The sequence below is a fragment of the Hymenobacter sp. BT559 genome (genome assembly GCF_017571525.1).
Classification (GTDB): Bacteria; Bacteroidota; Bacteroidia; order Cytophagales; family Hymenobacteraceae; genus Hymenobacter; species Hymenobacter ginsengisoli.
The window spans coordinates 208,400-234,170 of record NZ_JAGETY010000008.1 but is presented as its reverse complement, the minus strand read 5'-3'; the positions used below and the strand labels follow the sequence as shown (position 1 = coordinate 234,170).

The following is a 25,771-nucleotide window of genomic DNA, read 5'->3' as shown; positions in this document are numbered from 1 at the left end:
CGGCCTTTATGTGCGCATGGGGATTGCAAAGAAACTGGCCTCTCAAACGGCCATTTACGGCGTTAGCAGTATCGTAGGGCGGGTGCTCAGCTACCTGCTGGTACCTATTTATACGGCCCATTTCGCAGCGGCCGAGTATGGTATTGTAACGGGGCTTTACGCCTACGTGTCGTTTCTAAACGTGGTATTCACCTATGGGCTCGAAACAACGTTTTTTCGCTTTGCCAACCGTCCTGGCGAAGACCGGCGCGAGCTCTACAACCGCACCCTAAGCCTACTTTTGCTCAGCAGCGTGGTCCTCACCGTGTTGCTGGCGCTGCTGGCCCGGCCACTGCTCGGGCTGCTACACCTGCCACCGGGCCACGACGAATATGCCATTTGGGTAGCGCTGATACTGGGCCTCGATGCGGTAGCCGCGCTGCCATTTGCCCGACTGCGGCTCGAAAACAAAGCCCGCAAATTTGCAGCTATTCGTCTCACCAACATCCTGTTGTACGTGGGGCTAAATCTGTTTTTCATTGTGCTGTGCCCGGCCGTAGCGCACAGCGCGCCGGGTAGCCTGCTAGCCGGCCTGCGGCCGCTGGTGGCAACGGTATACAACCCCAGCCTGGGCGTGGGCTACGTGTTCTTAAGCAATCTGGCGGCCTCGGCACTCACGCTATTGCTGCTCGGGCGCGAGTTGTTGGATTTCCGCTTCCGCTGGCCGCGGCTCGATTTTTTGCAGCCGCTGCTAGCCTATGCCCTGCCGCTTATGCTCATGGGCCTGGCCGGCATGGTCAATGAAACGCTTGACCGCATTTTGCTGCCAGCCTGGCTGCCGGCTCATTTTTATCCGGGCCTGAGCCAGCTGGCTGCAGTGGGTGTGTACGGGGCTTGCTACAAGCTCAGCATCTTCATGTCGCTTATTATTCAGGCGTTTCGCTACGCTGCCGAGCCGTTCTTCTTTTCCCAGAGTACAGAGAAAAACTCACCGGCGACATTTGCGCTGGTACTCAAGTGGTTTACGTTGTGCTGCGCCTTCATTTTCGTAGCTATCAGCCTGAATTTAAACTGGATAGGACCACTTTTCCTAAAAAGGCCCGAGTACCTGACCGGGTTGAGCGTAGTGCCCATCCTGCTGTTAGCCAACCTGTTTCTGGGGGTTTATTATAACCTCTCCGTTTGGTTTAAGCTAACCGACAAGACCTACTTTGGCACCTACATCGGGGCCGCCGGGGCAGTACTTACCATCGCACTCAATTTCTTGCTGATTCCGGTGCTAGGGTATGTAGGTAGTGCCTGGGCCACCCTAGCCTGCTACTTTATGATGGCCGCGCTGTGCTGGTGGCTGGGCGAGCGCCACTTCCCGGTGCCCTATCCAGTAAAGCGACTGTTGCTCTGGTTACTAGGGGCCGTGGGGCTGGTGGGGCTGGGCCAAGCGGTGGGCCACACGAGGCTGGGCTACGTGCTAGGATTTGCACTCCCGGCAGTCTTTGCGGGGCTGGTTTACTTAGTGGAGGCGCGACGCGGCTTCCGGGCTTAACAGGACAAAAAAAAGCATCGAACAGTGTCCGATGCCTTTCTGAGCTATGAAAACAAACTTAGCCAACTTCCTCTGCCTCGGCTGACTGCATAAACAGCACAGCTCCGGTAAGGCTGCTAACCGATACAAAGGTGCAATATTTATCGGTGAAGTACTAATTGTTTTCGATGAATCTGTCATTTAAACGTCTTAACGGCTTTAAAACCTTGCCGATTTGCACTTAAGATGGATAAAATGCCGGAATTTTATATGTTGAGCTTTCAAGCAGGCTAGCCGCTTGAACTCCTAGCTGGCGGCTAAGTTGCGCTCGTCGCCGGTACCTTTGCCAGTCCAAAGCCTCCGTTTTTACGTATCTTCGTTTTCACCACTTGCCACGGTCACCCCGTCGTTCTCCTCATGCTACTATCCACGCTTTTTCTGTTTCTGAGCAACCCCAGAACCATTATCTTCATAATCTTTATTCTGGTACTGTTCTTTGGGGCTAAGCGCATTCCGGAGCTGTTTCGGGGTGTAGGCCAGGGCGTGCGCGAGTTTAAGGATGCCAGCAACCCCGAGCCGCAACAGCCGGTTAACCCGAACTATAACCAGCAGCCCGGCTACCAACAGGGCGGCTACCCGCAGCAAGGTGGCTACGCACAGCAGCCTGGCTACAACCAGCAGCCGCAGCAGTATAACCAAAACGGCTACCCGCAGCAGCCCCAACAGTATGGGCCGCCCGCCCAAGGCCAAGTGCCCCCCGCTCCTTATAATCCTACTACCCCCGCTAGCTAAGCAGCAAGCGGCGCTATCCTTCGCTTTTATTTCTTCTTCTGATGAACTCTCCTTTGCTTTTTCTCGGCGATATCGGCGGCTCTGAGCTGATTCTGATTATGGTCGTCATTCTTATTTTCTTTGGCGCCAATAAGATTCCGGAACTGGCGCGGGGCCTGGGCAAGGGCATCCGCGAGTTTAAGGACGCTAGCAGCGAAATCCGTAACGAGTTTGAGCGTGCTGGTCAGCAGGCCCCAAACCAGGGATATAATAACCAAGGTTACAACAACCAGGGTTATAACCCTAACCAACCCTATAACCCAAATCAGCCGAACTACGGCCAGCAGCCCGCCCCCTACCAGCCGTCGGCGGTGCCGCCGACTACGCCAATGTCGGGCGACTATGTGCCCCCGGTAGCTGACTATACTGCGCCGGGTGCCGTAGATTTGCCGACGGCAGACCAGCCGACCTACCACCAGAGCACGCCCATTCCGCCCACGGCCGATGGCGTGCCCGGTACACGGCCCCGCCTCGACCAGTCATCAACCGGAGCTTAAGATTTGAAACCTCTGTTTTCTTCCCTTTCGGAAATTCAGCGCGAGCTGGCGGCGGGCACCACGTCCTGCCGCCAGCTCGTTGAGTATTACCTCGATACTATCAGCCAGCGCAACGCGGAGCTGAATGTTTTCCTGGAAGTGTGGGCCGACGAAGCCCGCCAACAAGCCGCCGCCATCGATGAAAAGCTAGCCCAGGGCACGGCCGGCAAGCTCGCCGGCATGGTTATCGGCCTCAAAGACGTACTCGCCTACCAGGGCCACTCGCTGCAAAGCAGCTCCCGCATTCTCGACGGGTTTAAGTCGCTCTTCACGGGCACAGCCGTGCAGCGCCTACTGGCGGAGGATGCCATTTTCATTGGCCGCCAAAACTGCGACGAGTTTGCCATGGGCGGCTCAAACGAGAACTCGGCTTTCGGAGTGGTGCGCAATGCGCAGGACCCTAGCCGGGTGCCCGGCGGCAGCAGCGGCGGCTCGGCCGTGGCCGTGCAGGCCGATATGTGTCTGGCTTCCATCGGCTCCGATACGGGCGGCTCGGTGCGCCAGCCAGCGGCTTTTTGCGGCGTTATTGGGCTTAAGCCAACGTATTCGCGCATCTCGCGCTACGGCCTGGTGGCCTTCGCCTCGTCGTTTGACCAAATCGGCCCGATTACCCACTCGGTAGAGGATGCGGCCCGCCTGCTAGAGGTAATGGCTGGCCCCGATGGTTATGACAGCACAGCCAGCCAGGAGACTGTGCCCGCCTACAGCGAACTGCTCACCCCCGCCCCGCAATACCGTATTGGGTACATTGCCAACGCCATCGACCGGCCCGGCTTGCAGCCCGAGGTGCACGCTGCCTTAGAAGATACCCTAGCCACGCTACGCAGCCAGGGCCACGTAGTGGAGCCGGTTGAGTTTCCGATGCTGGAGGAGATGATTCCGACCTACTACATCCTCACCACGGCCGAAGCCAGCTCCAACCTTTCGCGCTTCGATGGGGTGAAGTACGGCTACCGCGCGCCCGATGTAACGGACCTCGAATCGCTGTATAAAAAAACCCGCGCCCAAGGCTTTGGGCCTGAAGTACAGCGCCGCATTATGCTGGGCACCTTCGTGTTGAGCGCTAGCTACTACGACGCCTACTATACCAAAGCACAACGCGTGCGCCGGCTTATCAAGGAGAAGACCGACGAGCTGCTGCGGCAATATGACTTCCTGGTGCTACCCACTACGCCCACCACAGCATTTAAGATTGGTGAGAAGCAAGACCCGGTGAGCATGTACCTGGCGGATATTTTTACGGTTCAGGCTTCGCTGGCCGGGGTACCGGCTATCTCTATTCCGGCCGGGGTTGACAATGAAGGCTTGCCAATTGGCTTGCAGATACTAAGTGGGGCTTTCCGGGAAGCTGATTTACTGGCTTTTGCCGGCTCGCTCACCGCCGTAGAGGCCGCCAATTAGGTTAGCCAGCGGCTTTAGTAAAGATGCAGGGGCGCAACAGTGCCGGCCAGTAGGCCGTACTGTTGCGCCCCTAGCGTTTGGTTAGGTAGTTCAGTAATTGTCATTTACCTTAGCCCTATGAAAGCTTTGCACCAACTGCCCGCGCCCGCCCCTAGCCCGCGCAAGCCGCGCCTCACGCGGCGGCTTTTAGTGCTAGCCCTCACGCTGGGGGCCGTGCCGGCAGTGGCGCAGCGAGTGCACCACCGCCATGAGGCAGCCCCGGCCCCACCGCCTTCCACGCTTATTCCGGGCGATACCATTCGGCAGGTGGTAGACCTACCGCCCGCCACGCTCGACTCGCTGGCGGCCGAGCCGCTGGAGGAGCCGGCTGTGGATTCGGCCCGCCTGGTATGGCTGCAAACGCCCGCCACGCTCTACGAAACGGTGAACGACCGCATGGGCTGCATCGAAACCCAGGCACCGCATCAGTTTAATGCGGCGGTGCTGGCTTATGTGCGGCTGTTTACGGAGCGGCAGCGCGGCTACACGCAACGTGTGCTGGAACGTGAGCAGTTTTACTTCCCAACGTTCGAAAAATACCTGGCGCAGTATAACTTACCGCTAGAGCTTAAGTATTTATCAGTCGTTGAGTCGGCCCTCATACCTACGGCCAAGTCGCCGGTGGGTGCAGTGGGCTTGTGGCAGTTTATGCCACCCACGGCCAACGACCTGCGCCTGAAGCGCGACGAGTGGGTGGATGAGCGCATGCACCCCGAAAAAGCCACCGAAGCCGCCTGCAAGCACCTACGCTACCTCTACGGCGTGTTTCACGACTGGGAGCTGGTGCTGGCGGCCTACAACTGGGGGGCGGGCAATATGCAGCGCGTGATGCGCAAAACCGGCAAGCGCAACTTCTGGGACCTCTACCCGCACCTGCCGGCCGAAACCCGCAACTACGTGCCCACCTTCACGGCAATTATGTACGCCATGAAGTACGCCAACGAGCACAGTCTCAATGACCAAACACTGCGCTACCAACGCTATGAGCCGCTCGATACGCTAAGCCTGCGCGGCCAGGCCCTCGACCTGCGCCGCCTCAGCCGCGCCCTGGGCTACGAAGATTCGCTTACGCTGGGCCGCTACAACCCCGAGGTGCGCCACGGCGGCCTGCCTGCCGGCTACCGGCCCTACGTGCTGCGCTACCCCAGCGCCGCCCGCGAGCACCTCGGTGATGTTGACCGGGCCACGCTGCTAGCCTACTGTCAGCCGCTGAATGAGCTGCCGCAGCCGCTGCCCACTCGCGTGGCTCGCTTAGCGGGCACTACGCCCTGGCCGAGCCACGATGAGCTAGCAGCCACTACGGGCCCGCGCGCCGAAGCCAGTGAGGCGGCCCCACGCCACCGCCGGGTTTACTACACGGTGCGCCGCGGCCAAACGGTAGCCAGCGTGGCCGAAAAGTTTGACGTGAGCCCTAGCCAGGTGCGCCGCTGGAATGAGCTGCCCAAGCACGCCACCCTACGCCCGGGCCGCGAGCTGGTTGTATTCGTGCCGCTGCCCCGGGCCGAGGCGCCAACTCCTGTAGCGGCTACTTCGTTGCCGGCGACTCCTCGCCGCATAGCGCCCGTAGATAGCGCTACCCAGACGCTGGCCGCTGCCAATGCCCGCTACGCGCGTGAGGCGCAAGCCCTCGCGCAGCGTGAAGCAGCGCAGGCTAAAGAGTTGCTACGGGCTCAAAAGCTACAGGCAGCCCGCATCGCGGCGCAGCAGCAACAGGCTATTTTCCGGGCAGCGGCGCTAGCCAAAGCGGCCGCGGCACAAGAGAAGGCCCAACGCTTAGCTGCTGAGGCCGCTGCTCGCCCCGCACCTACTACCGAGGCTAGCGAGGTTTTAGCCAGCGCTGATACGCTAACCCCGCCCGCTCCTACTCGCCGCAGCCGGGGCAAAGCGCTGGCGATAGCTTCCCACGAAGCTAGCACTCCCGACGTGGCTTCAACAGCCAAACCAGAGCCTAATGCAGCTTCGAAGACAGAGCTATACACCGTGCGGCCAGGCGATGACCTCACGCATATAGCGCGGACGCACAGCGTCACGGTAGCCCAGTTGCGCGAATGGAACCAGCTGCCTTCCGAAACGGTGCAAGCCGGGCAACACCTGCGCTTCAGCGGCTCGGCGGCCCTAGCGGTGGCTAGCCGCCCGGCACCCGGGGGCGCCACCGAGCGGCCCGAGCCACACCTCAGCACGCACACGGTGCAGGCCGGCGACACACTCTACAATATCTCGCGCCGCTTTAAAGTAAGCGTGCAGGAGCTGCGCCGCCTCAACCACCTCACTTCCGATGATGTGAAGCTGGGGCAGAAGCTGGTAGTGCAGGCCAGCTAGCCCCACTGCGGCGAGTCTGGCTGCTCTGATAAAGCTGGCAGCCACGCTGACACTACTAATTGGCTAGCCAATAGCATTTTACTTTAGCGAAGAGCTAAACCGGGCGGGCATGGGCGCCGGCAATCCGGCATTTTAGCCGGAACTTGCGGCCTCGTGCCCGATACTCTTTGCCCATTCCCATGCTCAAAATCAACCGAGAAGATGCCCTAGCCTACCACGAGCAAAGCCCGCAGGGCAAGATTGAGGTAGTGCCCACCAAGCCCGTCAGCACCCAGCTCGACCTGGCGCTGGCCTACTCGCCGGGCGTGGCCGAGCCCTGCAAGGAAATCGCCCAAAATCCCGACGACGTGTATAAATATACCGCCAAGGGCAACCTGGTGGCCGTTATCTCGAACGGCACGGCGGTGCTGGGGCTGGGCAACATCGGCCCCGCCGCCAGCAAGCCCGTGATGGAAGGCAAGGGGGTGCTGTTCAAGAAGTTCGCGGGCATCGACGTATTCGATATCGAAATCGACGCCACTGACCCCGACGAGTTTATTCGCATTGTGAAGGCGTTGGAGCCCACCTTCGGCGGCATCAACCTGGAAGATATCAAGGCACCCGAGTGCTTTCGTATCGAAACGGAGCTGCGCGAGAAGATGAACATCCCGCTGATGCACGACGACCAGCACGGCACGGCCATCATCTCGTCGGCCGCCCTGCTCAATGCCCTCGAAGTAGTGGGCAAGCGCATCGAAGACATTAAGCTGGTGGTGAGCGGCGCGGGCGCGGCGGCCATTTCATGCCTGCGGCTCTACGTGGCGCTAGGGCTGAAGAAAGAGAATGTGGTAGTCTTTGACAAAGACGGAGTTATCAACGCCCAGCGTACCAACCTAGCGTCCATTCAGATGCAGTTTGCCACCGAGCGTACCATTACCACGCTCGACGAGGCGATGGAAGGCGCCGACGTGTTTCTGGGCCTTTCGGCGGCCAAGGTGCTGCCGGCCGGCCTGTTGCTGCGCATGGCCAATGACCCCATCGTATTTGCGCTGGCCAACCCCGAGCCTGAAATCAGCTACGAGCTGGCCACCAGCACCCGGCCCGACCTGATTATGGCCACCGGCCGGTCGGACCATCCCAACCAGGTGAACAACGTGCTGGGCTTCCCCTACATTTTTCGGGGCGCGCTCGATGTGCGGGCTACCGAGATAAATGAGGCGATGAAGCTGGCCGCCGTGCGTGCGCTGGCCGAGCTGAGCAAAGAGCCCGTGCCCGACATCGTGAACAACGCCTACGGCGACAACACGCTGGCTTTCGGGCGCACCTACCTCATTCCTAAGCCGCTAGACCCCCGCCTCATTACCAGCCTCTCGCCGGCGGTAGCCAAGGCCGCTATGGAGAGCGGCGTGGCCCGCCGCCACATCACCGACTGGGTGGCCTACGAAGATGAGCTGCGCGCCCGCCTGGGCCTCGACCAGAAGCTGATGAACCGCATCACCTCGGCCGCGCGCCAGAGCCCGCGCCGGGTAGTGTTTGCCGAGGCCGATAACTACAAGGTTCTCAAGGCCGCGCAGCTTGTGCGCGATGAGGGCATTGCCTTCCCCATTCTGCTAGGGCAGCACGCCAAGATTCAGGCCATCGCCCAGGCCAATAACCTCGACCTAGAAGGCTGCGAGATTCTTGACATTCTAAAGGACGACGAGGGCCGCAACCGCTACGCCCAGCTGCTGTACCAGAAGCGTCAGCGCCGGGGTATCACGCTCTACGAGGGCAAGCGCCTGCTGCGCGAGCGCAACTACTACGCGGCCATGATGGTCGAAACCGGCGCCGCCGATGCCTGCATCACGGGCCTGACCAAGGACTATGGCAAGAGCCTCATTCCGAGCCTGCAGGTAATTGGGCCGGCCGAGGGCGTGCGCCGGGTGTCGTCGATGTACATCATTCAGACTAAGAAAGGGCCGTATTTCTTTGCCGATACTACCGTGAACATCGACCCCACGGCCGAGGAAATGGTGGAGATTATCGGTCTCACCGCTAGGGCCGTGCGCTTCTTCGATTCGGAGCCCCGGGTGGCCGTTATCAGCTACTCCAACTTCGGCTCCAACTCGGGGCCGCTGCCCGAAAAAACCCGCCGCGCCACCGAGCTGGCCAAGCAGCGCTACCCCGACCTGCTCATCGACGGCGAGATGCAGGCCAACGTGGCCCTGAACCTGCAGCTGCTGCAAGACAACTACGGCTTCTCGCCCCTGGCCGAGAAGGGCGCTAACACGCTGATTTTCCCCAACGTAGAGTCGGGCAACATTGCCTACAAAGTGATGCAGGAACTAGGCGGCGCCGAGGTAATCGGGCCGGTGCTGATGGGCATGCGCAAGCCGGTACATATTCTACAGCTCGGCGCTAGCGTGCGCGACATCGTGAACATGACCGCCATTGCGGTAGTGGACGCCCAGCGCGACGGCAAGGCGCTGTAGCTGCGGAGCTTGAAGGATGAAGTTTGAATGTTATTTTTGAAGAATTGAATGTGGCGGGCAAACAGCCGGAGCACCGTATCAGGATGCTCCGGTTGTTTGCCCACCCAACCTTCAACTAACGTGGGCTAGCCACTATTGGGCCAGCTGGTTTTCTATCTTCAGCCTATCTCTCCACATGATTGCCTACCTCGACGGTAAACTCGCTTATAAAGACCCCACCCAAGCCATTATCGACACCGGCGGCGTGGGCTACGAAGTAAAGATTTCGCTTGCCACCTACTCCAAGCTGCCCGGCGAAAACGACAAGGTGAAGGTGTACACTTACCAGCACATCAAGGAAGACGGGCAGACGCTCTACGGCTTTCTGGACCCCAACGAGAAGGCGCTGTTTCTGCACCTGATATCGGTGTCGGGCATCGGGCCGGGCACGGGCATCAACATGGTGAGCAGCATGGGCGTGGGCGAAATCCGCCAGGCCATCGTGAACGAAGATGTGCGCGCCATTCAGAGCATTAAGGGCGTGGGGCCCAAAACGGCCCAGCGCGTGATACTCGACCTGCGCGATAAGCTGCGCAAAGACGAGCTGCTGGCCAAAGCCGGGGTAGACACCGTGCCGCTAGCCCGCCAGCACAATACGCAGCGCCAGGAAGCGTTGCAGGCATTAGTCATGCTGGGTTTTGCCCGCGCCGCTGCTGAGAAAAATCTCGACCAGATTCAGCAGAAGCACGGCCAGGACCTGAGCGTGGAAGAGCTCATCAAGTTTGCGCTAAAGTCGCACTAGGGGCTGGCGGGGCTGCGATGCCTCACCGCTGCCTGTATGTGCAACGAAATGAGTTGCTGCTTTCTCCTCGTTTAAACTCCGGCCCCACTTTCGGGCGGCGGCCGCACCTGCTATCTGCTTGAAGTCTCTACTGTCTGCTGGTTCTAAACTCGCTACGCCGGGCACACTGCTGGCGGCGGCCGTGGTGTCGTCGGTGCTGCTGGCGGCCGTGTGGGCGCCGGCCGGCGCGGCGGGTCGCCGCTACCCGGCCGCGTGGTCTACGTGGGTGAGTCGGCTAGGGTTGACTATGCAGGGCCTGCCCACCCAGACCGTGCCCGGCGATACGGGGCGCTACCAGCCCAGCCGCCGGCCGCGCCTGCGCACCGTGCGCGACCGTGCCGGCAGCCGCTTTGGGCAGCGTGGGCGCCGCTCGCCGCTCATTTTGCCGCTGCCCAAAAACGTGCAGCTGCAAGTGACGCCTACCGGTGACAGCCTCAAGAGCTACGACGTGCGCGAAACGGTGGGCTCGCAGATTGACTACCGCGACCCCACCAGCATTTCGCAGGAAGAGCTGCTGAAGTTTCAGGAGCGCCAGGCCATCACCGACTACTACCGCCAGAAGGCGATGGGCGGCGTGGCCGGGGCGCCCGCCGCACCGGGCTCGCCGCAGGCCCAGCGCCTCATTCCAAAAATCTACCTCGGCCCCATTGCCGACCGCATTTTTGGCGGTTCCTACATCGATATCCGGCCGGCGGGCTCGCTCACGCTCAAGGCGGGGGCCAAGTTCAACGTGAACCGCAACCCGGCCCTGACGCTGCGCCAGCAGAGCGTGGGCGACTTCATTTTCGAGCAAAACATGAACCTGAGTTTGAGCGGCCAGGTCGGCACCAAGCTCAAGCTCACGTTCAACTACGATACCAAGGCGGCGTTCGACTTCGACAACCAGATGAAGTTTGACTACGCCGGCCAGCCCACCGACATCCTGCGCAAGCTGGACCTGGGCAACGTGAGCATGCCACTGAACAACTCGTTGATAACGGGCGGCTCTAACTTGTTCGGCATCAAGACCCAGCTGCAATTTGGCCGGCTAGGGGTCACGGCGGTGGCCGCCACACTGCGCGGCTCGCAAGACGAGGTGCGCGTGCAAAACGGTGCCCAGAGCCGCACTTTCGAGCTTAAGGCCAGCCAGTATGAAAAGGACCGGCACTACTTCCTGAGCCAGTTTTTCCGTGACCGCTACGACCAGGCCCTGCAGGGCCTGCCCACGGTGAAGAGCGGCTTCGAGATTCGGCGTCTCGAAGTGTGGGTGACGAACGACAACCGCACCACCGCCGACCTACGCAACGTGGTGGCCCTGCAAGACCTGGCCGAGCCGCGTAAGGAGCGCGTATACCGCCCGCAGTTTTACAACCAGGCTAGCCAGGCCACCGCGGCAACGGCCCCGCGCAACCAGGCCAACTTCCTCTACCAGACTCTGACGGCTGGCGGAGCTGCCGCCCGCGATAACCTGCAGGTAGAGAGCTTCCTGAGCAACTTATCAACGCCAGCACCCAACGGCCAGGTGTCGCTCATCAAAAACCTCGACTACGAGCGCCTGCGCGCCCGCAAACTGCAGCCTAACGAGTACACCTTCAACGCCCAGCTAGGCTACGTAAACCTGAATACGGCCCTGCTGCCCGACCAGGTGCTGGCCGTGAGCTATGAGTATCTCTACAACGGCAAGCCGTACACAGTAGGCGAAACCCAGACCGAGTACGCGGGTGCCCAGCCCGACCAGGTTATCTTCCTGAAGATGCTGAAGGCCACCAACCCCGGCGTGGGCACGGCCGACCCCGGCGTGAACCCGGCCAACCCTAACCTGCTGACCCACAACACGCCGACCTGGGATTTGATGATGAAAAACATCTATCCCCTGAACACCTCGCAGGTAAACCGCGACAATTTCCAGCTCCAGATTATCTACAAGGACGACATCACGGGCGTCGACCTGATTTCGCTAAAGGAAGGCGTCCGGATTCAGAATGTTCCACTTATTCAAGTGCTGGGGCTGGACCGGGTGAATGCCAACAACGACCGCAACGCCGACGGCAACTTCGACTATTTCCCCGGCATTACCATTGACCCCGAGCTGGGCAAAATTATTTTCCCCAATGTGCAGCCGTTTGGCTCGTACCTGCGGACGCAGTTTGATACGCTGAATGCCGACCCAACCATCGCGGCGGCTGAGCGGCGGCGCGCCCAGCAGTACGTGTACCAGGCGCTCTACAACCAGACCCAGAGCGACGCCCAGCAGCAGCAAACCAAGGATAAGTTTTTCCTGCGCGGGCGCTACCAGGGCGTGAGCACCGACGAGATAAACCTGCCCGGCATCGGGGTGGCGCAGGGCTCGGTGAAGGTGTACGCGGGTAGCACGCTGCTTACCGAGGGGGTTGACTACCAGGTTTTTTATGACCAGGCCAAGGTTAAGATTCTCAATCCGGCCTACCTCAACTCGGCCAATGAGTTGCGGGTGCAGTTTGAGAAAAACGCCCTGGTGCAGGTGCAGCCGCGCAAGCTGCTGGGCACCCGCCTCGACTACGCGCTCAGCAAAGACGTGCTGCTAGGGGCCACGGCCATGCACATCCTGGAAAACCAGGCGCCGGGCATCAACCGCGTAAATATTGGCGATGAGCCGGCCAACAATACCATCCTGGGGGCCGACCTGAGCCTGCGTAAGGACAGCCGCGTGCTCACCAAGCTCGTGGACGCCCTGCCCTTCGTGTCGACCAAGGAAACCTCGACGGTGGCCTTCACCGGCGAGGTGGCCAAGCTCATCGCGGGGCAGTCGCAGCTGGGGCGCGGCGAAAACGGCGTGAGCTACCTCGACGACTTTGAGAATGCCCGCACGCCCTACACGCTGGGGGGGCTAGCCGCCGTGCCGGCCTGGCGCCTGGCGGCCACGCCATCGCCCTTCGCAGGCAGCCTCACCGATGGGCTGGTCAATGGCTACCGCCGCGCCAAGCTGGCCTGGTACACCATCGACCAGAGCTACTACACCAATGGTCCCAATGTACCGGCGGGCATTGCCGCCAGCACCCTAGCCAACCACTACGTGCGGGGGGTGCCGCGTAACGAAGTGTTCCCGAACCGCGACCTCGGCGCGACGGGCAACGGCTTCGAGTACACCTTTGACATGGCTTACTTCCCGAATGAGCGCGGGCCATACAACTACACGCCTAATATTCAGCCGGGAGGGAAATTATTTTCGACAGGGCAGGGCTTGCCAGACGGCAATTTTGGCGGTATCTCGCGGGGCATCACGTTTGATACTGACTTCGATAACTCGAACGTGGAGTATTTGGAGTTCTGGCTGATGGACCCGTTTCTGAAAGTCACGAACCCCAATGCGGCGGCTTCGCGGGTGAATATTACAGACCAGGATGGCAACGACCAGGCCACCACCACCGGCGGCAACCTGGTACTGAACCTGGGCAACATCAGCGAAGACGTGCTACGCGACCAGGGCCAGCACGAGTTTGAGAACGGCCTGCCCGTGCCGGGCGGCCCGCCGGGCACAACGTCGCCTACTCCCTTTGGCGTCGTTACCAATCAGCAGTTTTTGCTGGATGCCTTTAATGCGACGCCCGGCGCCCGGGCCAGCCAGGACATCGGCCTCGACGGCCTAGCCGACCCCGACGAGCAGGTGTTTTTCAACCGTATTCCGGGCTACGGTGCGCTGGCCGACCCGTCGAACGATGACTTCCGCCACCACCTCGACCCTAGCTACGACGCGGCCAATGTGCAGATACTGGGCCGCTACAAGAACTACGACAACTACGAGGGCAACTCGCCCGAGAACTCGCAGCTCAGCTCCTCGGCTTACCCCGACAAGGAGGATTTGAACCGCGACAACGTCATTCAGACTACCGAGCAGTACTACGAGTACACGATGCCGCTGCAGCCGGGCCAGCTCAACGTGGGCGGCAGCAGCTACATCACCGATAAGGTAACCAACACGGTGAACGGCGACCAAGTGACATGGTACCAGTTCCGGATACCTATTCGGCAGCCTTCGCGCATTCAGGGTAATGGCGGCCAGCCGTTTGGCTTCAAGAACATCCGCTTTATGCGCCTGTACATGACGGGCTGGCGGCAGCCGGTGGTGCTGCGCATGGTGCAGCCGCAGTTTGTGGCCAACCAGTGGCGCCAGTACCTGAGCCGCATCGCCGACCCCAAGATTCAGGTGCCGGGCATTGGCACGGCTACCGACGCCGATGCCTTCAGCATTGCCACGGTGAGCATTGAGGAGAACGGGCCTTCGGCCGCCACGCCCACCGGCGCCATTCCGTATATCGTGCCGCCAAATATTACTCGCGATGTGGAGTACGGCTCCACGGCCGTGTCGCGCCAGCAAAACGAGCAGAGCCTGCGCCTGGCCGTGACCCGGCTGCGCGACGGCTATGGCAAGGCAGCTTACAAAAATCTGACTACCAACCTGCTGCGCTACAAGCGTCTGCGTATGTACTTCCACGCCGAGGCCAACAGCACCACCAAGCTGAGCGATGGCGACGTGCGGGGCTTTATCCGCATCGGCACCGACTACAGCCAGAACTACTACGAGTACTCGCTCCCGCTGAAAGTGACCCAGCCCGGGGCTACGCAACAGACCGATGTATGGCCCGATGTCAACAACGTGGATGTGGCCATGCAGGACTTCATCGATGCCAAAGCCGCCCGCAACCTGGATATGGCCAACGGCGTGCCCGGCGTGAGCTACACGGCGCCGTACACCTACAAGAAGGTTTACACCAACGGGGCTACCATCGTAATCATGGGTAACCCCGACTTTTCGCAGGTGCAGGGCAGCATGATAGGCGTGCTGAACCCGGCCGCCACCAACGTAGGCGCTGACACCGATGCCAGCGATAAGAGCGTAACTATCTGGGCCGACGAGTTCCGGGTCTTCGATTTCGACAACCAGGGCGGCTGGGCCGCCAACGCCCGCCTGAACGTGAAGCTGGCCGACCTGGCTAACATCACGGCCACGGGCTCGTTTATCGGGGTGGGCTTTGGCGGCTTGCAAGACAAAGCGCAGCAGCGCTCGACCAGCGACGTGCTGCGCGGCGACCTGAATGCCACCGTGGCCGCCGACAAGCTGCTGCCCCCGCAGCTGCATCTGCGGGTGCCGGTGCTGGTGCAGGCCGGCCGCCAGACCATCACGCCCCAGTATGACCCGCTAGACCCCGATACCAAGCTGGAGCAGAGCCTGCTGAAATTCAAGAACAGCGCCGACGCTACTGCCTACAAAAACCTGGTGGTAGACCGCACTACTACCCGTAGCGTGTCGGTGCTGAATGTGCGCAAGGAGCGCGCCCCGACCCAGACGAAAGTGCACCCCTGGGACGTGGAAAACCTGGCCGTGAGCTACGCCATCACCGAGCGCCTGCACACCGACATTAATACGCAGCGCGACTACACGCAGTCGTACACCGCCGCGCTGGCTTACATCTACCAGACCACTCCGCGCAACTACACCCCCCTAGCTAGCTGGAAGACGCTGGATAACCCCTACCTCAAGATTTTCCAGCAGGTCAACTTCACGCCGTTGCCCTCGCGCTTTTCGTTCCGCACCGACCTCGACCGGCGCTACAACGAGCGCTTTTTGCAGCGCGTGACCGAGCCCGGCCAATTGCCTACCACGGCGGGCATCGCGGGCGTGTTTTACAAGTCGTTCTACATCAACCGTATTTACGACCTGAGCTGGGCATTTACCAAGGCGCTGACCCTGGACTATACGGCTACCAACCGGGGCGTGATTGACGAAGGCGCGGGCCAAAGCATCGGCGACAGCCAAACGGCCCTGGACAACCGGGCCACGCAGTGGAGCAACCTGAAGCGCGGCGGCCGCACCACCAACTTCAACCAGAACATCGCCCTCGCTTACCGCCTGCCGCTCGACAAATTTCCGCTTACCGACTGGCTTTCGGCCGACACGCGCTACACGGCGCACTACACCTGGCAGGCGGCCTCTACGGCCTTGGGCATCCGCACACTGGCTAACCCTACCATCGCTGGCGATACCACCACGGTATTGGCTAACCTGGGCAATACTATCCAGAACAACCGCGAAATCAGCGCCAACGGCAAGATTGATTTGGTGAAGCTCTACAACAAAGTGCGCTTCCTGAACATCATCAACAACGCCCAGCCGGCTACCCCGCCGCGCCCCGCCCAGCCCGACCCCAACAACCCCAACGCCGCCCCCACCCGCCCCCAGCCTACTGCGCCCGATACGGCCCGCAAGGACCCGCTGCGCTTCGTGAAGGCCGTGCTGCGGGCCGTGATGACCGCGCGCAGCCTCAACTTCACGTATTCGCAGTCGAGCGGCACGCTGCTACCGGGCTACCTGCCGGCCACCAAATACCTAGGGCTCGACAACCGGTTTGGGGGGCTGTCACCGGGCATTCCGTTCATTCTTGGGCAGCAGTACACCACCGGCGAACTGTATAATCTGGCTAGCTCGAATGGCTGGTACACCGACCAAAGCCAGTACCTGAACACGCCGCTCTCTAACATTCTTACCGAAAACCTGACGGCCCGCACCACGCTCGAACCCTTCCGGGGCTTTAACATTCAACTTGACCTGGTGCGGCAGAAGGTGCGCAATAACGAGGCGTATTACCGCCGTGCCATCGACACGGCTAGCGTGGCCTATCTGAATAATGGCACCCTAACCCCATTCGGCGACGGCCGCCTCGCCAATACCCAGGCGCTGGGCACCGGCTCCTACACCGTGAGCACGATTACGGTGCAGACGCTCTTCGGCGACCTGGGGGCCAACGGCGAAACCAGCAAGGCCTTCGACCGCTTTGTGGCCAACCGCGCTATTGTGCAGCAGCGCCTGCAAGCCGCCAACCCCTCAGATTACCGCCAGGTGACAAGCACCATCGGCGGGGTGCCTACGACTATCAACCAGGCTACTCGTCTCTACAGCTATAACTCGCAGGATGTGCTGCTCCAGAGCTTCCTCGACGCTTACCACGGCAAGTCGTCGGATGGCTACACGGCCAAGGAGTTCAACCCCTTCTCCGTTATTCCGCTGCCCAACTGGATTATTCAGTACAACGGGCTAGCCGACCTGCCGGGCTTCCGCAACGTCTTCCGCTCGTTCTCGCTCAACCACGTGTACTCGTCAAAATACAACCTCGGCGGCTACACCACCTCCACGCTCTACGAGAGCGAGCCCGAGTTTGGGCCTGCCAGCTCTGTCAAAGTGCCGTTTGCCGTTAATGCCACGGGGCAGTACGTGCCTTACTACGTGATAGGGCAGGTAAGCATTATCGAGAGCATGGCCCCGCTGCTAGGCGTGCGCTTCCAGACGGTGAACAACGTGACCGGCAACGTGCAGTACAACACCGCCCGCGCCGTGGCCCTGAACATCACCAACGCCCAGATAACCGAGCTGCGCACTACCGAGTTGGTGATTGGGGTGGGGTATGCGGCTACGGGCTTCAAGCTGCCCTTCCGGGTGGGCGGCGAGCAAAAGGTGCTTAAGAATAACCTTAATGTGCGCCTCAACCTCAGCATCCGCGACAATGCTACCATCCAGCGCAGCATTCTGGGCTCGGTAGACCCCATTCCGGCCACCCCCACTACCCCGGCCACAGCCACCACACCGCTGATACCGGGCAGCGCCGCCGTGGCCGGCGACCCCGGCACGCCCACCAGCCAGATTACCAATGGCTCGCTGCAGATGCAGCTGAGCCCCACGGTCGACTACCTGCTGAATGCCCGCCTGAACCTGCAATTCTACTTCACCCAGAACATCACCCAGCCCCGCGTGAGCAATGCCTTCCGCAATGCCACTACCGAGGGCGGCATTCAGCTGCGCTATAGCCTGCAATAAGCCCGGCCGGGCTAGCGGGGCCTCTGCCGCCTCCGCCGTACTTTTGCCGGCAGTCAGTTTTCCTTCTTCTCCCCTACTCCATGAATATCCCTGCCACGCTGCACTACACCAAAGACCACGAGTGGATTAGCCTCGATGGTGACACGGCCACCATCGGCATCACCGACCACGCGCAGCGCGAGCTCGGCGATATCGTGTATGTGGACATCGATACTGTAGATAAGGACATTGCCCAGCACGACGTATTTGGCACCGTAGAAGCCGTAAAAACGGTTTCCGACCTGTTCAGCCCCATCAGCGGCACCGTGCTCGAAGTAAACCCCAAGCTGGCCGACGCCCCTGAAACGGTAAACTCGGACCCCTACGGCGACGGCTGGATTATTAAAATGAAAGTAGCCAACCAGGGCGAAGTAGCTGGCTTGCTCTCGGCCGAGGCCTACGGCGAGTTGGTGGGCGCCTAGCCCCTAGCGCGGCTCTTAGTACTTACTCGCATTCTCCTGTACAGAACGTCATGCTTCGCCCTGCGCAGCATGACGTTTTTTTTCTTCCTTTTCGTATGAAAGCCATCGTCCTACGCCTGGCCGGCCCGCTTACCTTGCTGTGGATGGCGGTCATGCTGGGGCTTACGCTCACGCCAGCCAAGGATATGCCGCGCACCCCCGAGTGGCAGCTATTGTCCTTCGACACAGCGGCTCATGCGGGCGTGTTTGCGGTGCTGGCAGGGCTGGCCTGGCTGTGGGCGCGGCCGCACCGACGCCACCCGGCCAGCATGGTTTTGCTAGGCAGCATTGCCTTCGGCGCCCTCATCGAAGTGCTGCAATACGCCATGCAGCTCGGCCGCCACGCCGAGTGGACCGACCTGCTAAGCGACACTATTGGGGCGGCCCTGGTGCTGGCCGGGGCTAGCCTGGCCGGGCGCCGGCGCGGGCTGGGCACCAGCGCAGGGCTAGCCCTGCTGCTACTGCTGCCCGGCCACGCGTCGGCCCAAGCAGCATCTACCGGCCCCGACCTGGCCCGCGCGCGGCGCACCATCGTGGAGCTCGCCTCCGAGAAAATGCACGGCCGGGGCTACGTGCAGCAAGGCGAGCACCAGGCAGCCGCCTACCTGCGTGGCCGCCTCCAGCAATTGGGCCTAGCCCCTCTGGCCCCCGACTACACCCAGCCGTTTACGCTGGACGTAAATACCTTTCCGGGAAAGATGGCCTTGACCGTAGCCGGAGAGCGCCTGCTACCCGGGCGCGATTTTATTGCGGCCCCGGCATCGGCGGCACAGCCACGCGCGCAGCACTATCGGTTAGAGCCGCTCGATACGCTGGTTTTCAGTGATACGACCATCGTGCGCCGCTACCTAGCCGGTTTGCGCGGCGTTATTCCCGGCGCTAAGGTCACTCCCTGGGTTACCGGCTACCTGCCCAGTGCCTGGGTGCTGCGCGCACGCGATGAGGCCCGGCTACCCACGCTGCCGCTGGCCCTGCAGCAGCTTCTCGCCGAAAGCGGCCCCCGGCTGGTGCTGATGCCCAAGCTCACGGCCTCACTCGCCAGCGCGAAAGCTGCCCAGGTGCGGCTGGAAGTCCTGGCGAGCCGTTGGGCCCAGCTCCCATCCGCTACCACGGCTACGATTCAGCTCGACGCCCGGCTCCGGCGCAGCTACCAAACCCAAAACCTGGCCGCTATGATAAAGGGGACTGCTCAACCCGACAGCTTCCTGGTGGTGTCGGCCCACTACGACCATCTGGGCATGATGGGCCGCACCACCTACTTTCCCGGCGCCAACGACAATGCCAGCGGTGTGGCCCTGCTACTGGAGCTGGCTGCCCACTATGCCCGCCCCGAAAACCGGCCCGCCTGCTCGGTTGTGTTTCTGCTTTTTGGGGCCGAGGAGGCGGGACTGGTGGGCTCCAGCTACTTTGTGCGGCACCCACTCGTGCCGTTGGCCAGCATCAAATTTTTGCTTAATCTCGACCTGCTGGGCACCGGTGAGGAAGGCGCCACCGTCGTCAATGGCCGGGTCTACGAACACGCTTTCACCCGCCTCACGGCTCTCAACGACGCCCATCACTACCTGCCGCGCCTCACCGCCCGCGGCCGCGCCGCCAATTCCGACCACTTTCCTTTTTCTGAAGCTGGCGTGCCCGCTTTCTTCCTGTACACGCGCGGCGGCAGCCAGGCTTATCACGACGTAAACGACCGTCCGGCCGCACTTTCGCTGGCCGGCTTTGCCGGCGCCTTCGGACTGGCCCGCGATTTTCTGGATGGCCTGGGCGCCCGCTAGCCCTCCGCAAACGGCAGTAAACACGGAGAGCCCCGGCTTAGTAGCCGGGGCTCTCCGTGTTTACTGCCGTTTGGACAGCTTATAGTTATTTATCGTCTACTAAATAAAACACCTGATATTGTAACTGATTTACGAGCGGAATACCCTTCTTAGCCGTTGGCTTTCAGGGAATTCAGGATTTTCTTGGCCAGGGGCTCCCACTCCGGCTTCTGGCGGTCGGCGCAGTTGAAGGTGCAAATGAGCAGCTTTCCCTGCACATCGGTGAAGAACACAAGCGTGTATACCTCGTGGCCCATCTCAGGCTTCATAAATTCGAGGTAGCCCACTTTGCGGGTACCTACTTCCTTCACGCCTTCGCCAAACCAGGTGGTTTTGCTGTATTGCTTGTGGTAAGCTTTAGCGAAGGTGGTTTCGTACACCGTTACCATATCCTGGTCGGCGTCGTTGTCCGAGTAATTAAAGGCCAGCGACACGAGGTTATTGTTCGTGAATACTACGCTGGGGCGGCTGCTGGCGTGGGCATACGCAAAATCCATCTGCTGCTCGGTCATTACCTCAAACCCCTTGGGAATGAGCACCTCCACGCGCTCGCTGAGCACACGCTTTTTTATCAGCTCAATCTCGGCGGCGGGGCGGGCGGCCATCAGCACGCTAGCGCAGCTGGTTAGCAGGAAGAGTACGAGTGTCTTCATGAGAAAATGCTAATTGTTATCGACCTGTAAGAAGTAATTGTCTTGTTTCGGGAACTAAGTTACATACAAAATGCAAACAATGTTCCGAAAACGTTTTAAGAGATTTTAGCAAGGTATCCTGCAGTAATTCAACCTTAGCAATTGTTTTAATCGCCTAACCTTTAGTTATTTATTACCCATATCTTAAAGCCATGTTTAGCACTTATAGCTAGAATATAGGTAAAAAATATTTTTTCTTTCGGCGAAAAATACAAATATGCCCAAGAATGGTACAGGACTTTTTGCGTTTTATTTACGGGGCTAGTGCTAATCTCGGATTGCGCTAAAGGATATTATTTAGTTGTTCTTTGATTTTTTCTAGCTCCTCTTTCATCCCTACTACTAGGTGCTGTACGGTAGCGTCATTGGCTTTCGACCCTATCGTATTGATTTCGCGGCCGATTTCCTGGGCCAGAAAGCCCAGCTTTTTGCCCACGGCCTCGTCGGGCTGGCGGGTGGCCAGCTCAAAATAATCGAGGTGAGCGGCTAAGCGTACCTTTTCCTCCGCAATGTCGAGTTTTTCGATGTAGTAAAGCACTTCCTGCTCGAAGCGCGTTTCGCTAAACTGCTCGTGCTGAGTGAGCTCGGCCAAGTGAGCGGCCAGCCGCTGGCGCACGTGGGCAATGCGCTGGGGGTCGTGCAGCTCCACGGCCGCCAGCTGCTGCCGAATGGTGTTGACGTAGCCCAGAATTTCCTGCTGTAGGGTCTGGCCCTCATCTTGCCGAAACTGCTGCATGGCGGCCAGCGCCTCAGTAAGCAGCGGCTGCAGCTCGGCCCAGGTGGGCTCGTCGGCGCCGGCCTCGGCCTGGCTGGCCTGGGCCGCCTCGGCAGCGGTGGGCACCACGCCGGGCAGGCGCAGGGCGGCCAGCAGCGTTTCCTCGCCCGCATTGATACCTAGTGAGTTAGCCACGGCTTGCAGCTCGTGGTAGGCGGCCAGCAGCGCTTCGCGGTTGAGGGTGGGGGCGGCGCTGGTGCCAGCCGGCCGGCTGAAATCGAAGTTAAAATTGACCTTGCCACGTAGCAGGGCCTTGGTGATTTGCTGACGGATTTCAACTTCGTGAGCTTGCAGAAAGCGGGGCAGGCGCAGCGTTAGGTCGAGAGTTTTGGAATTGAGCGAGCGCAGCTCGGCTGTGGCGGTGTAGCGGTCCGTATCGCGGTGGGCTTGGCCAAAGCCGGTCATGGAAAGCAGCATATAATCGAGGGGATGCGCCGCGCGGCAGCTAAAGGTGGACACAAAATTAGCCCCTGGCAAGTCGGCTTGGCGCTGGCTAGGGCCCTTTTTCGAGTAGTTTGGCGTTTAGCCATCTGTATTACTCGCTGACCTTGACTGATTAGGCGTTGAATTTTTGGCTCTGGCTTTTAGCGTGAGACTAGGCCTTGTTTCCAGCCTTGTGTTACGGCAACGTTACGGCCGCGCTTTATTACCAATGATTTGATAACTAAGAAGCTAGCCGGGGGGTAAAAATGCCGGGGGACCTTTGCGTTTGCATTGGCTTAACCCCCTTACTATGCGCACACTTACTAGTAACCGGACCGCGCTGCGGCTGGCAATTTTATTCTTTCTCTTGCTGCTGGGTCGGCTAGCTTCGGCCCAGGTCACGACTTCGGCGCTCGGCGGCAAAATCATTTCGGATAAAAACGAAGACCTGATTGGCGTGACGGTAGTGGCTACCCACGTGCCCACCGGCAGCAAGCGTGGCACCGCCACCGAGCCCGATGGCCGTTTCACCATCCCCAACTTGGCGCCCGGCGGACCTTATACTGTAACGGTAACCTACGTGGGCTATAAGGAGCAGACCATCAACAACGTATTCCTGACCCTGGGCAACACGACCCGCCTCAACTTTGTGCTGGCGGCCGAGGCCCAGGCCCTGAATGAGGTAGTGGTAGTAGGCAATACCCAGGCCACCAAAACCGGCGCCGGCACCAACGTGGGCCGTGAGGCTTTGCAGCAGCTGCCCACCATCTCGCGCAGTATCCAAGACTTTACCCGCCTCGACCCACGCAACTCGAATAACTCGTTTGCAGGCAGCTCGTTCCGCTACAATAATATTACCCTTGATGGCGCCGTAAACAACGACGCTATTGGATTTTCGCCCTCGCTAGGGGGCCAGGGCGGCACCAGCGGCCTGCCCGGCGGCTCGGCCCGCTCCAACCCGATTTCGCTCGATGCCATCCAGGAAATTCAGGCTTCGGTGGCACCCTACGATGTGAAGCTGGGCAACTTTACGGGCGGCTCGATTAACGCCGTAACGCGCTCGGGCACCAACGATTTCCACGGCTCGGTGTATGGCTACGGCCGCAACCAGGCCATCACGGGCAAGAGCATTGATGGCACGGATTCGAAAATCGGCTCTTCGTACCACGACTACCAGACGGGCTTCCGCCTGGGTGGGCCGATTATCAAGAACAAGCTGTTCTTCTTTACCAACGCCGAGATTGCGCGCCGCACCGAGCCGCAGTTTTACGCCGCTGGCACGCCCGGCTCGCCGGTGACGCTGGACCTGGCCCAGCAGATTACCAGCAAGCTCAACAACTATACTACCCGCAACGCCGATGGCACGCTGAGCACGGCCAACTACAGCGTGGGCGACTACGGCGACTATAATATCTACGCCAACAGCAACAAGATTTTTGGCCGCCTCGACTACAACCTCGACGACAAGACGAGCATTGCACTGCGCCACAACTTCATCAAGTCGGAGGCTACCAACCTGGAGCGCTCGGGCAGCTTGTTCAAGTTTGGCTCGCAGGACTTCCTGCAAACCAACGTGCAGAACTCGACGGTGCTGGAAGTGAAGTCGAACTTTTCGAGCCGCTTCGCTAACAACCTCATCCTGGGCTACACCAACATTCACGACTACCGCAACCTGCTCGGGGGCCAGGGCAACCTCTACCCCTCGGTGCAGATAAACAACGTGAGCACCGACCCAACTAAGAACTACGGCGGCGGCTCGAACCAGATTCTGCTAGGGTCGGACCGCGAGGCCAGCATCTTCAACACCCGCCAGAAGACGTTTGAATTGACCGACAACTTCACGTTCTACACCGGCGCGCACGCCCTGACCCTAGGTACGCACAACGAGTTTTACCACATTGACTATGGCTTCATCAACTCCTGGAACGGCCGCATCGAGTACAACAGCCCCAGCGACTTTTTGAACGACCTGCCGAGCCGCATCCGCGGTACTTATAACAACGGCACGGTGGGCAACAACTCGTATGACTACAACTACAACAACCCTTCGGCGGCGTTCAACATCAACTTCTTCAGCGGCTACCTGCAGGATGAATGGTCGGTAAACGACCGCCTGAAAGTGACGCCCGGCATCCGCTTCGACATTGCCTCGCTGCCCACCAAGCCGGCGCTGAACTCGGGCCTGGTGAACAACCCCACCAACGACGCCCGCACCCTGAACCAGACGTACTCGCACACGGCTTGGCAGGACCTCAACAATGGCTATCTGGGCCAGGTGCAGATTTCGCCCCGGCTAGGGTTCAACTACGATGTGCAGGGCGATGGCTTGGTAGTGGTGCGTGGTGGTACGGGCGTGTTTACCGGCCGGGTGCCCTTCGCCTGGTTTGGCTATGCCTACTACAACAACGGCGTGAATTTCAACTCGGTGGACTTGAACAACGTGCAAACCACGGCGGCCACGGCCGGCAAGTACTACCTCAGCCAGAACCCCGACAATATCTACGCCCAGCTGCCGGCCTCGGCCCGCAGCACCACCGAGGTGAACCTAGTGGACAACAACTTCAAGATGCCGCAAGTGTGGCGCTCGAACCTGGCCGTCGATTTTAAGCTGCCTACCGGCACCCGCTTCTCGGTAGAGGCTTTGTACACGAAGACCATCCAGGACGTGAAGTTCCAGAACATCAACCTGGCGGATAACGCGACTTACCTGGCTCAAGGGCCGACGTTTAGCCCGCGCTACGCAGCTGCTCCGTTTGGCACTAAGGTAAACGGCGGCTTCTCCAACGCCTTTTTGCTCACCAATACTCAGCAGGGCTACCGCTACCAGCTCACCGGCTCGGTGGGCCAGACGGTGAACAATCTGATTGACGCCAACGTGGCCTATACCTACGGCAAGAGCTACGACATCAGCAACGGCATCCGCAACTCGCCCCAGAGCAACTGGGAGCTGAACCCGGCCCTGAACATCAACGACCCGGGCCTGGCTTACTCCAACTTCGACCTGCGCCACCGCGTGGTGGCCAGCCTCAACCTGCACAAGACCTTCGCCCAGCGCTTTACGGGCTACTTCACCTCGGTGCTGACCTACCAGAGCGGCGCGCCTTATACCTGGGTGTACAACAACAACTTCCTGGGCAACGGCCAGCAGAATGTGCAGCTCGCCTTCATCCCCGGCTCGGCTTCGGACATCACGCTCGTGTCGCGGGCCAATAGCAACTCGCCCTACACGGTGGAGGCTAGCGGTGCCCAGTACGCGGCTCTCAACAGCTTCATCAGCAACGACCCCTACCTGAGCACTCGCCGCGGCCAATATGCCGAGCGCAACGGCGCCCGCACCCCCTGGAACAACCAGGCCGACGTGCGCTTTATGCTGGAAACCAAGCTGGGCAAGCTCGACGCCGACGCTACGGGCGCTGTTCCCTCGGCGCACACCATCCAGATTTCGTTTGACATCGTGAACGTGGGCAACCTGCTGAACAGCAGCTGGGGCCGTCAGTACTTCGTGCCCAACACGTTTAACTCGACCCTGGGCACCGGCCTCACGCAAGTGGCTTATGCTGATGCCAATGGCAACGTTTCGAACACCTACAGCGCCGGCCAGTACAACCGCCCGGCTTTCACCTTCGGCACGCCGGCTACCTACTCTATCGACCAGCTGGCCTCGCGCTGGCAGGGCCAGCTAGGGGTGCGCTACTCCTTCTAAAACAAGCTTAGCTACGCCTACCCAAAGCCGGCTGCCTCCTCAGGCAGCCGGCTTTCTGTTTAAGTACGCTGTGAATTCTTTGCTTACGCAGCGGTGTAGCGACGCCGCCTTGCGCCTTGTCGAGGCAAGAGGCTGCCCCGCGATG

13 protein-coding genes are annotated in these 25,771 nt (G+C 60.3%); 11 read left to right on the top strand and 2 right to left on the bottom strand.

Annotated elements, in window-relative coordinates; genetic code table 11:
- Window positions 1-16 precede the first annotated feature (16 nt).
- The 10 genes from J4D99_RS13120 to J4D99_RS13075 all read left to right on the top strand — a co-directional run bounded on the left by J4D99_RS13120 (window position 17) and on the right by J4D99_RS13075 (window position 19,994).
- Window positions 17-1,522 carry a lipopolysaccharide biosynthesis protein gene (locus J4D99_RS13120; protein WP_208132168.1) on the top strand — a complete coding sequence of 502 codons (1,506 nt, stop codon included), beginning with the start codon at window positions 17-19 and terminating at the stop codon, window positions 1,520-1,522.
- Between the two features lie 396 nt (window positions 1,523-1,918).
- Window positions 1,919-2,293 (top strand): twin-arginine translocase TatA/TatE family subunit, encoded by a 375-nt coding sequence (locus J4D99_RS22220; RefSeq protein WP_208132167.1) that lies wholly within the window; start codon window positions 1,919-1,921, stop codon window positions 2,291-2,293.
- A 41-nt stretch (window positions 2,294-2,334) separates the two neighbouring features.
- On the top strand, window positions 2,335-2,829 hold the full coding sequence (locus tag J4D99_RS22215; protein WP_208132166.1) for a twin-arginine translocase TatA/TatE family subunit: 495 nt from the start codon (window positions 2,335-2,337) through the stop codon (window positions 2,827-2,829).
- A 3-nt stretch (window positions 2,830-2,832) separates the two neighbouring features.
- Entirely contained in the window at window positions 2,833-4,269 is a 1,437-nt protein-coding gene (gatA, locus tag J4D99_RS13105) for an Asp-tRNA(Asn)/Glu-tRNA(Gln) amidotransferase subunit GatA (protein WP_208132165.1), read from the top strand.
- A gap of 117 nt (window positions 4,270-4,386) precedes the next feature.
- The gene (locus J4D99_RS13100) at window positions 4,387-6,627 is read left to right on the top strand and encodes a LysM peptidoglycan-binding domain-containing protein (protein ID WP_208132164.1); all 2,241 of its coding nucleotides are present in this window, start codon (window positions 4,387-4,389) and stop codon (window positions 6,625-6,627) included.
- A 179-nt stretch (window positions 6,628-6,806) separates the two neighbouring features.
- Window positions 6,807-9,077: an NADP-dependent malic enzyme gene (locus J4D99_RS13095; RefSeq protein WP_208132163.1), complete on the top strand. Its 2,271-nt coding sequence runs from the start codon at window positions 6,807-6,809 to the stop codon at window positions 9,075-9,077.
- Between the two features lie 175 nt (window positions 9,078-9,252).
- Entirely contained in the window at window positions 9,253-9,858 is a 606-nt protein-coding gene (ruvA, locus tag J4D99_RS13090) for a Holliday junction branch migration protein RuvA (protein ID WP_208132162.1), read from the top strand.
- Between the two features lie 118 nt (window positions 9,859-9,976).
- Complete coding sequence (gene sov / locus J4D99_RS13085) at window positions 9,977-17,722, top strand: T9SS outer membrane translocon Sov/SprA (protein ID WP_236018646.1); 7,746 nt, start codon at window positions 9,977-9,979, stop codon at window positions 17,720-17,722.
- A gap of 80 nt (window positions 17,723-17,802) precedes the next feature.
- A complete protein-coding gene (gcvH, locus tag J4D99_RS13080; protein ID WP_208132161.1) occupies window positions 17,803-18,183 on the top strand; it encodes a glycine cleavage system protein GcvH in 381 nt (126 codons plus the stop codon).
- Window positions 18,184-18,278: 95 nt separating this feature from the next.
- Window positions 18,279-19,994 carry a VanZ family protein gene (locus J4D99_RS13075; RefSeq protein WP_208132160.1) on the top strand — a complete coding sequence of 572 codons (1,716 nt, stop codon included), beginning with the start codon at window positions 18,279-18,281 and terminating at the stop codon, window positions 19,992-19,994.
- A gap of 149 nt (window positions 19,995-20,143) precedes the next feature.
- On the opposite strand, the gene J4D99_RS13070 is transcribed toward J4D99_RS13075, so the two are convergent.
- Both J4D99_RS13070 and J4D99_RS13065 read right to left on the bottom strand, forming a co-directional pair.
- Window positions 20,144-20,686 (bottom strand): hypothetical protein, encoded by a 543-nt coding sequence (locus J4D99_RS13070; protein WP_208132159.1) that lies wholly within the window; start codon window positions 20,684-20,686, stop codon window positions 20,144-20,146.
- A 322-nt stretch (window positions 20,687-21,008) separates the two neighbouring features.
- Window positions 21,009-21,917 (bottom strand): YicC/YloC family endoribonuclease, encoded by a 909-nt coding sequence (locus J4D99_RS13065; protein ID WP_208132158.1) that lies wholly within the window; start codon window positions 21,915-21,917, stop codon window positions 21,009-21,011.
- Between the two features lie 316 nt (window positions 21,918-22,233).
- On the opposite strand from J4D99_RS13065, the gene J4D99_RS13060 reads away from it, so the two are divergent.
- Entirely contained in the window at window positions 22,234-25,626 is a 3,393-nt protein-coding gene (locus J4D99_RS13060) for a TonB-dependent receptor (RefSeq protein WP_208132157.1), read from the top strand.
- Window positions 25,627-25,771 lie beyond the last annotated feature (145 nt).

What these genes read in the sequence shown, in the direction of transcription:
- J4D99_RS13120 (WP_208132168.1), top strand. Translation starts at nt 17, where the DNA reads ATGGGGATTGCAAAGAAACTGGCCTCTCAAACGGCCATTTACGGCGTT.
- J4D99_RS22220 (WP_208132167.1), top strand. Translation starts at nt 1,919, where the DNA reads ATGCTACTATCCACGCTTTTTCTGTTTCTGAGCAACCCCAGAACCATT.
- J4D99_RS22215 (WP_208132166.1), top strand. Translation starts at nt 2,335, where the DNA reads ATGAACTCTCCTTTGCTTTTTCTCGGCGATATCGGCGGCTCTGAGCTG.
- J4D99_RS13100 (WP_208132164.1), top strand. Translation starts at nt 4,387, where the DNA reads ATGAAAGCTTTGCACCAACTGCCCGCGCCCGCCCCTAGCCCGCGCAAG.
- J4D99_RS13095 (WP_208132163.1), top strand. Translation starts at nt 6,807, where the DNA reads ATGCTCAAAATCAACCGAGAAGATGCCCTAGCCTACCACGAGCAAAGC.
- ruvA (WP_208132162.1), top strand. Translation starts at nt 9,253, where the DNA reads ATGATTGCCTACCTCGACGGTAAACTCGCTTATAAAGACCCCACCCAA.
- gcvH (WP_208132161.1), top strand. Translation starts at nt 17,803, where the DNA reads ATGAATATCCCTGCCACGCTGCACTACACCAAAGACCACGAGTGGATT.
- J4D99_RS13075 (WP_208132160.1), top strand. Translation starts at nt 18,279, where the DNA reads ATGAAAGCCATCGTCCTACGCCTGGCCGGCCCGCTTACCTTGCTGTGG.
- J4D99_RS13070 (WP_208132159.1), bottom strand. Translation starts at nt 20,686, where the DNA reads ATGAAGACACTCGTACTCTTCCTGCTAACCAGCTGCGCTAGCGTGCTG.
- J4D99_RS13065 (WP_208132158.1), bottom strand. Translation starts at nt 21,917, where the DNA reads ATGCTGCTTTCCATGACCGGCTTTGGCCAAGCCCACCGCGATACGGAC.
- J4D99_RS13060 (WP_208132157.1), top strand. Translation starts at nt 22,234, where the DNA reads ATGCGCACACTTACTAGTAACCGGACCGCGCTGCGGCTGGCAATTTTA.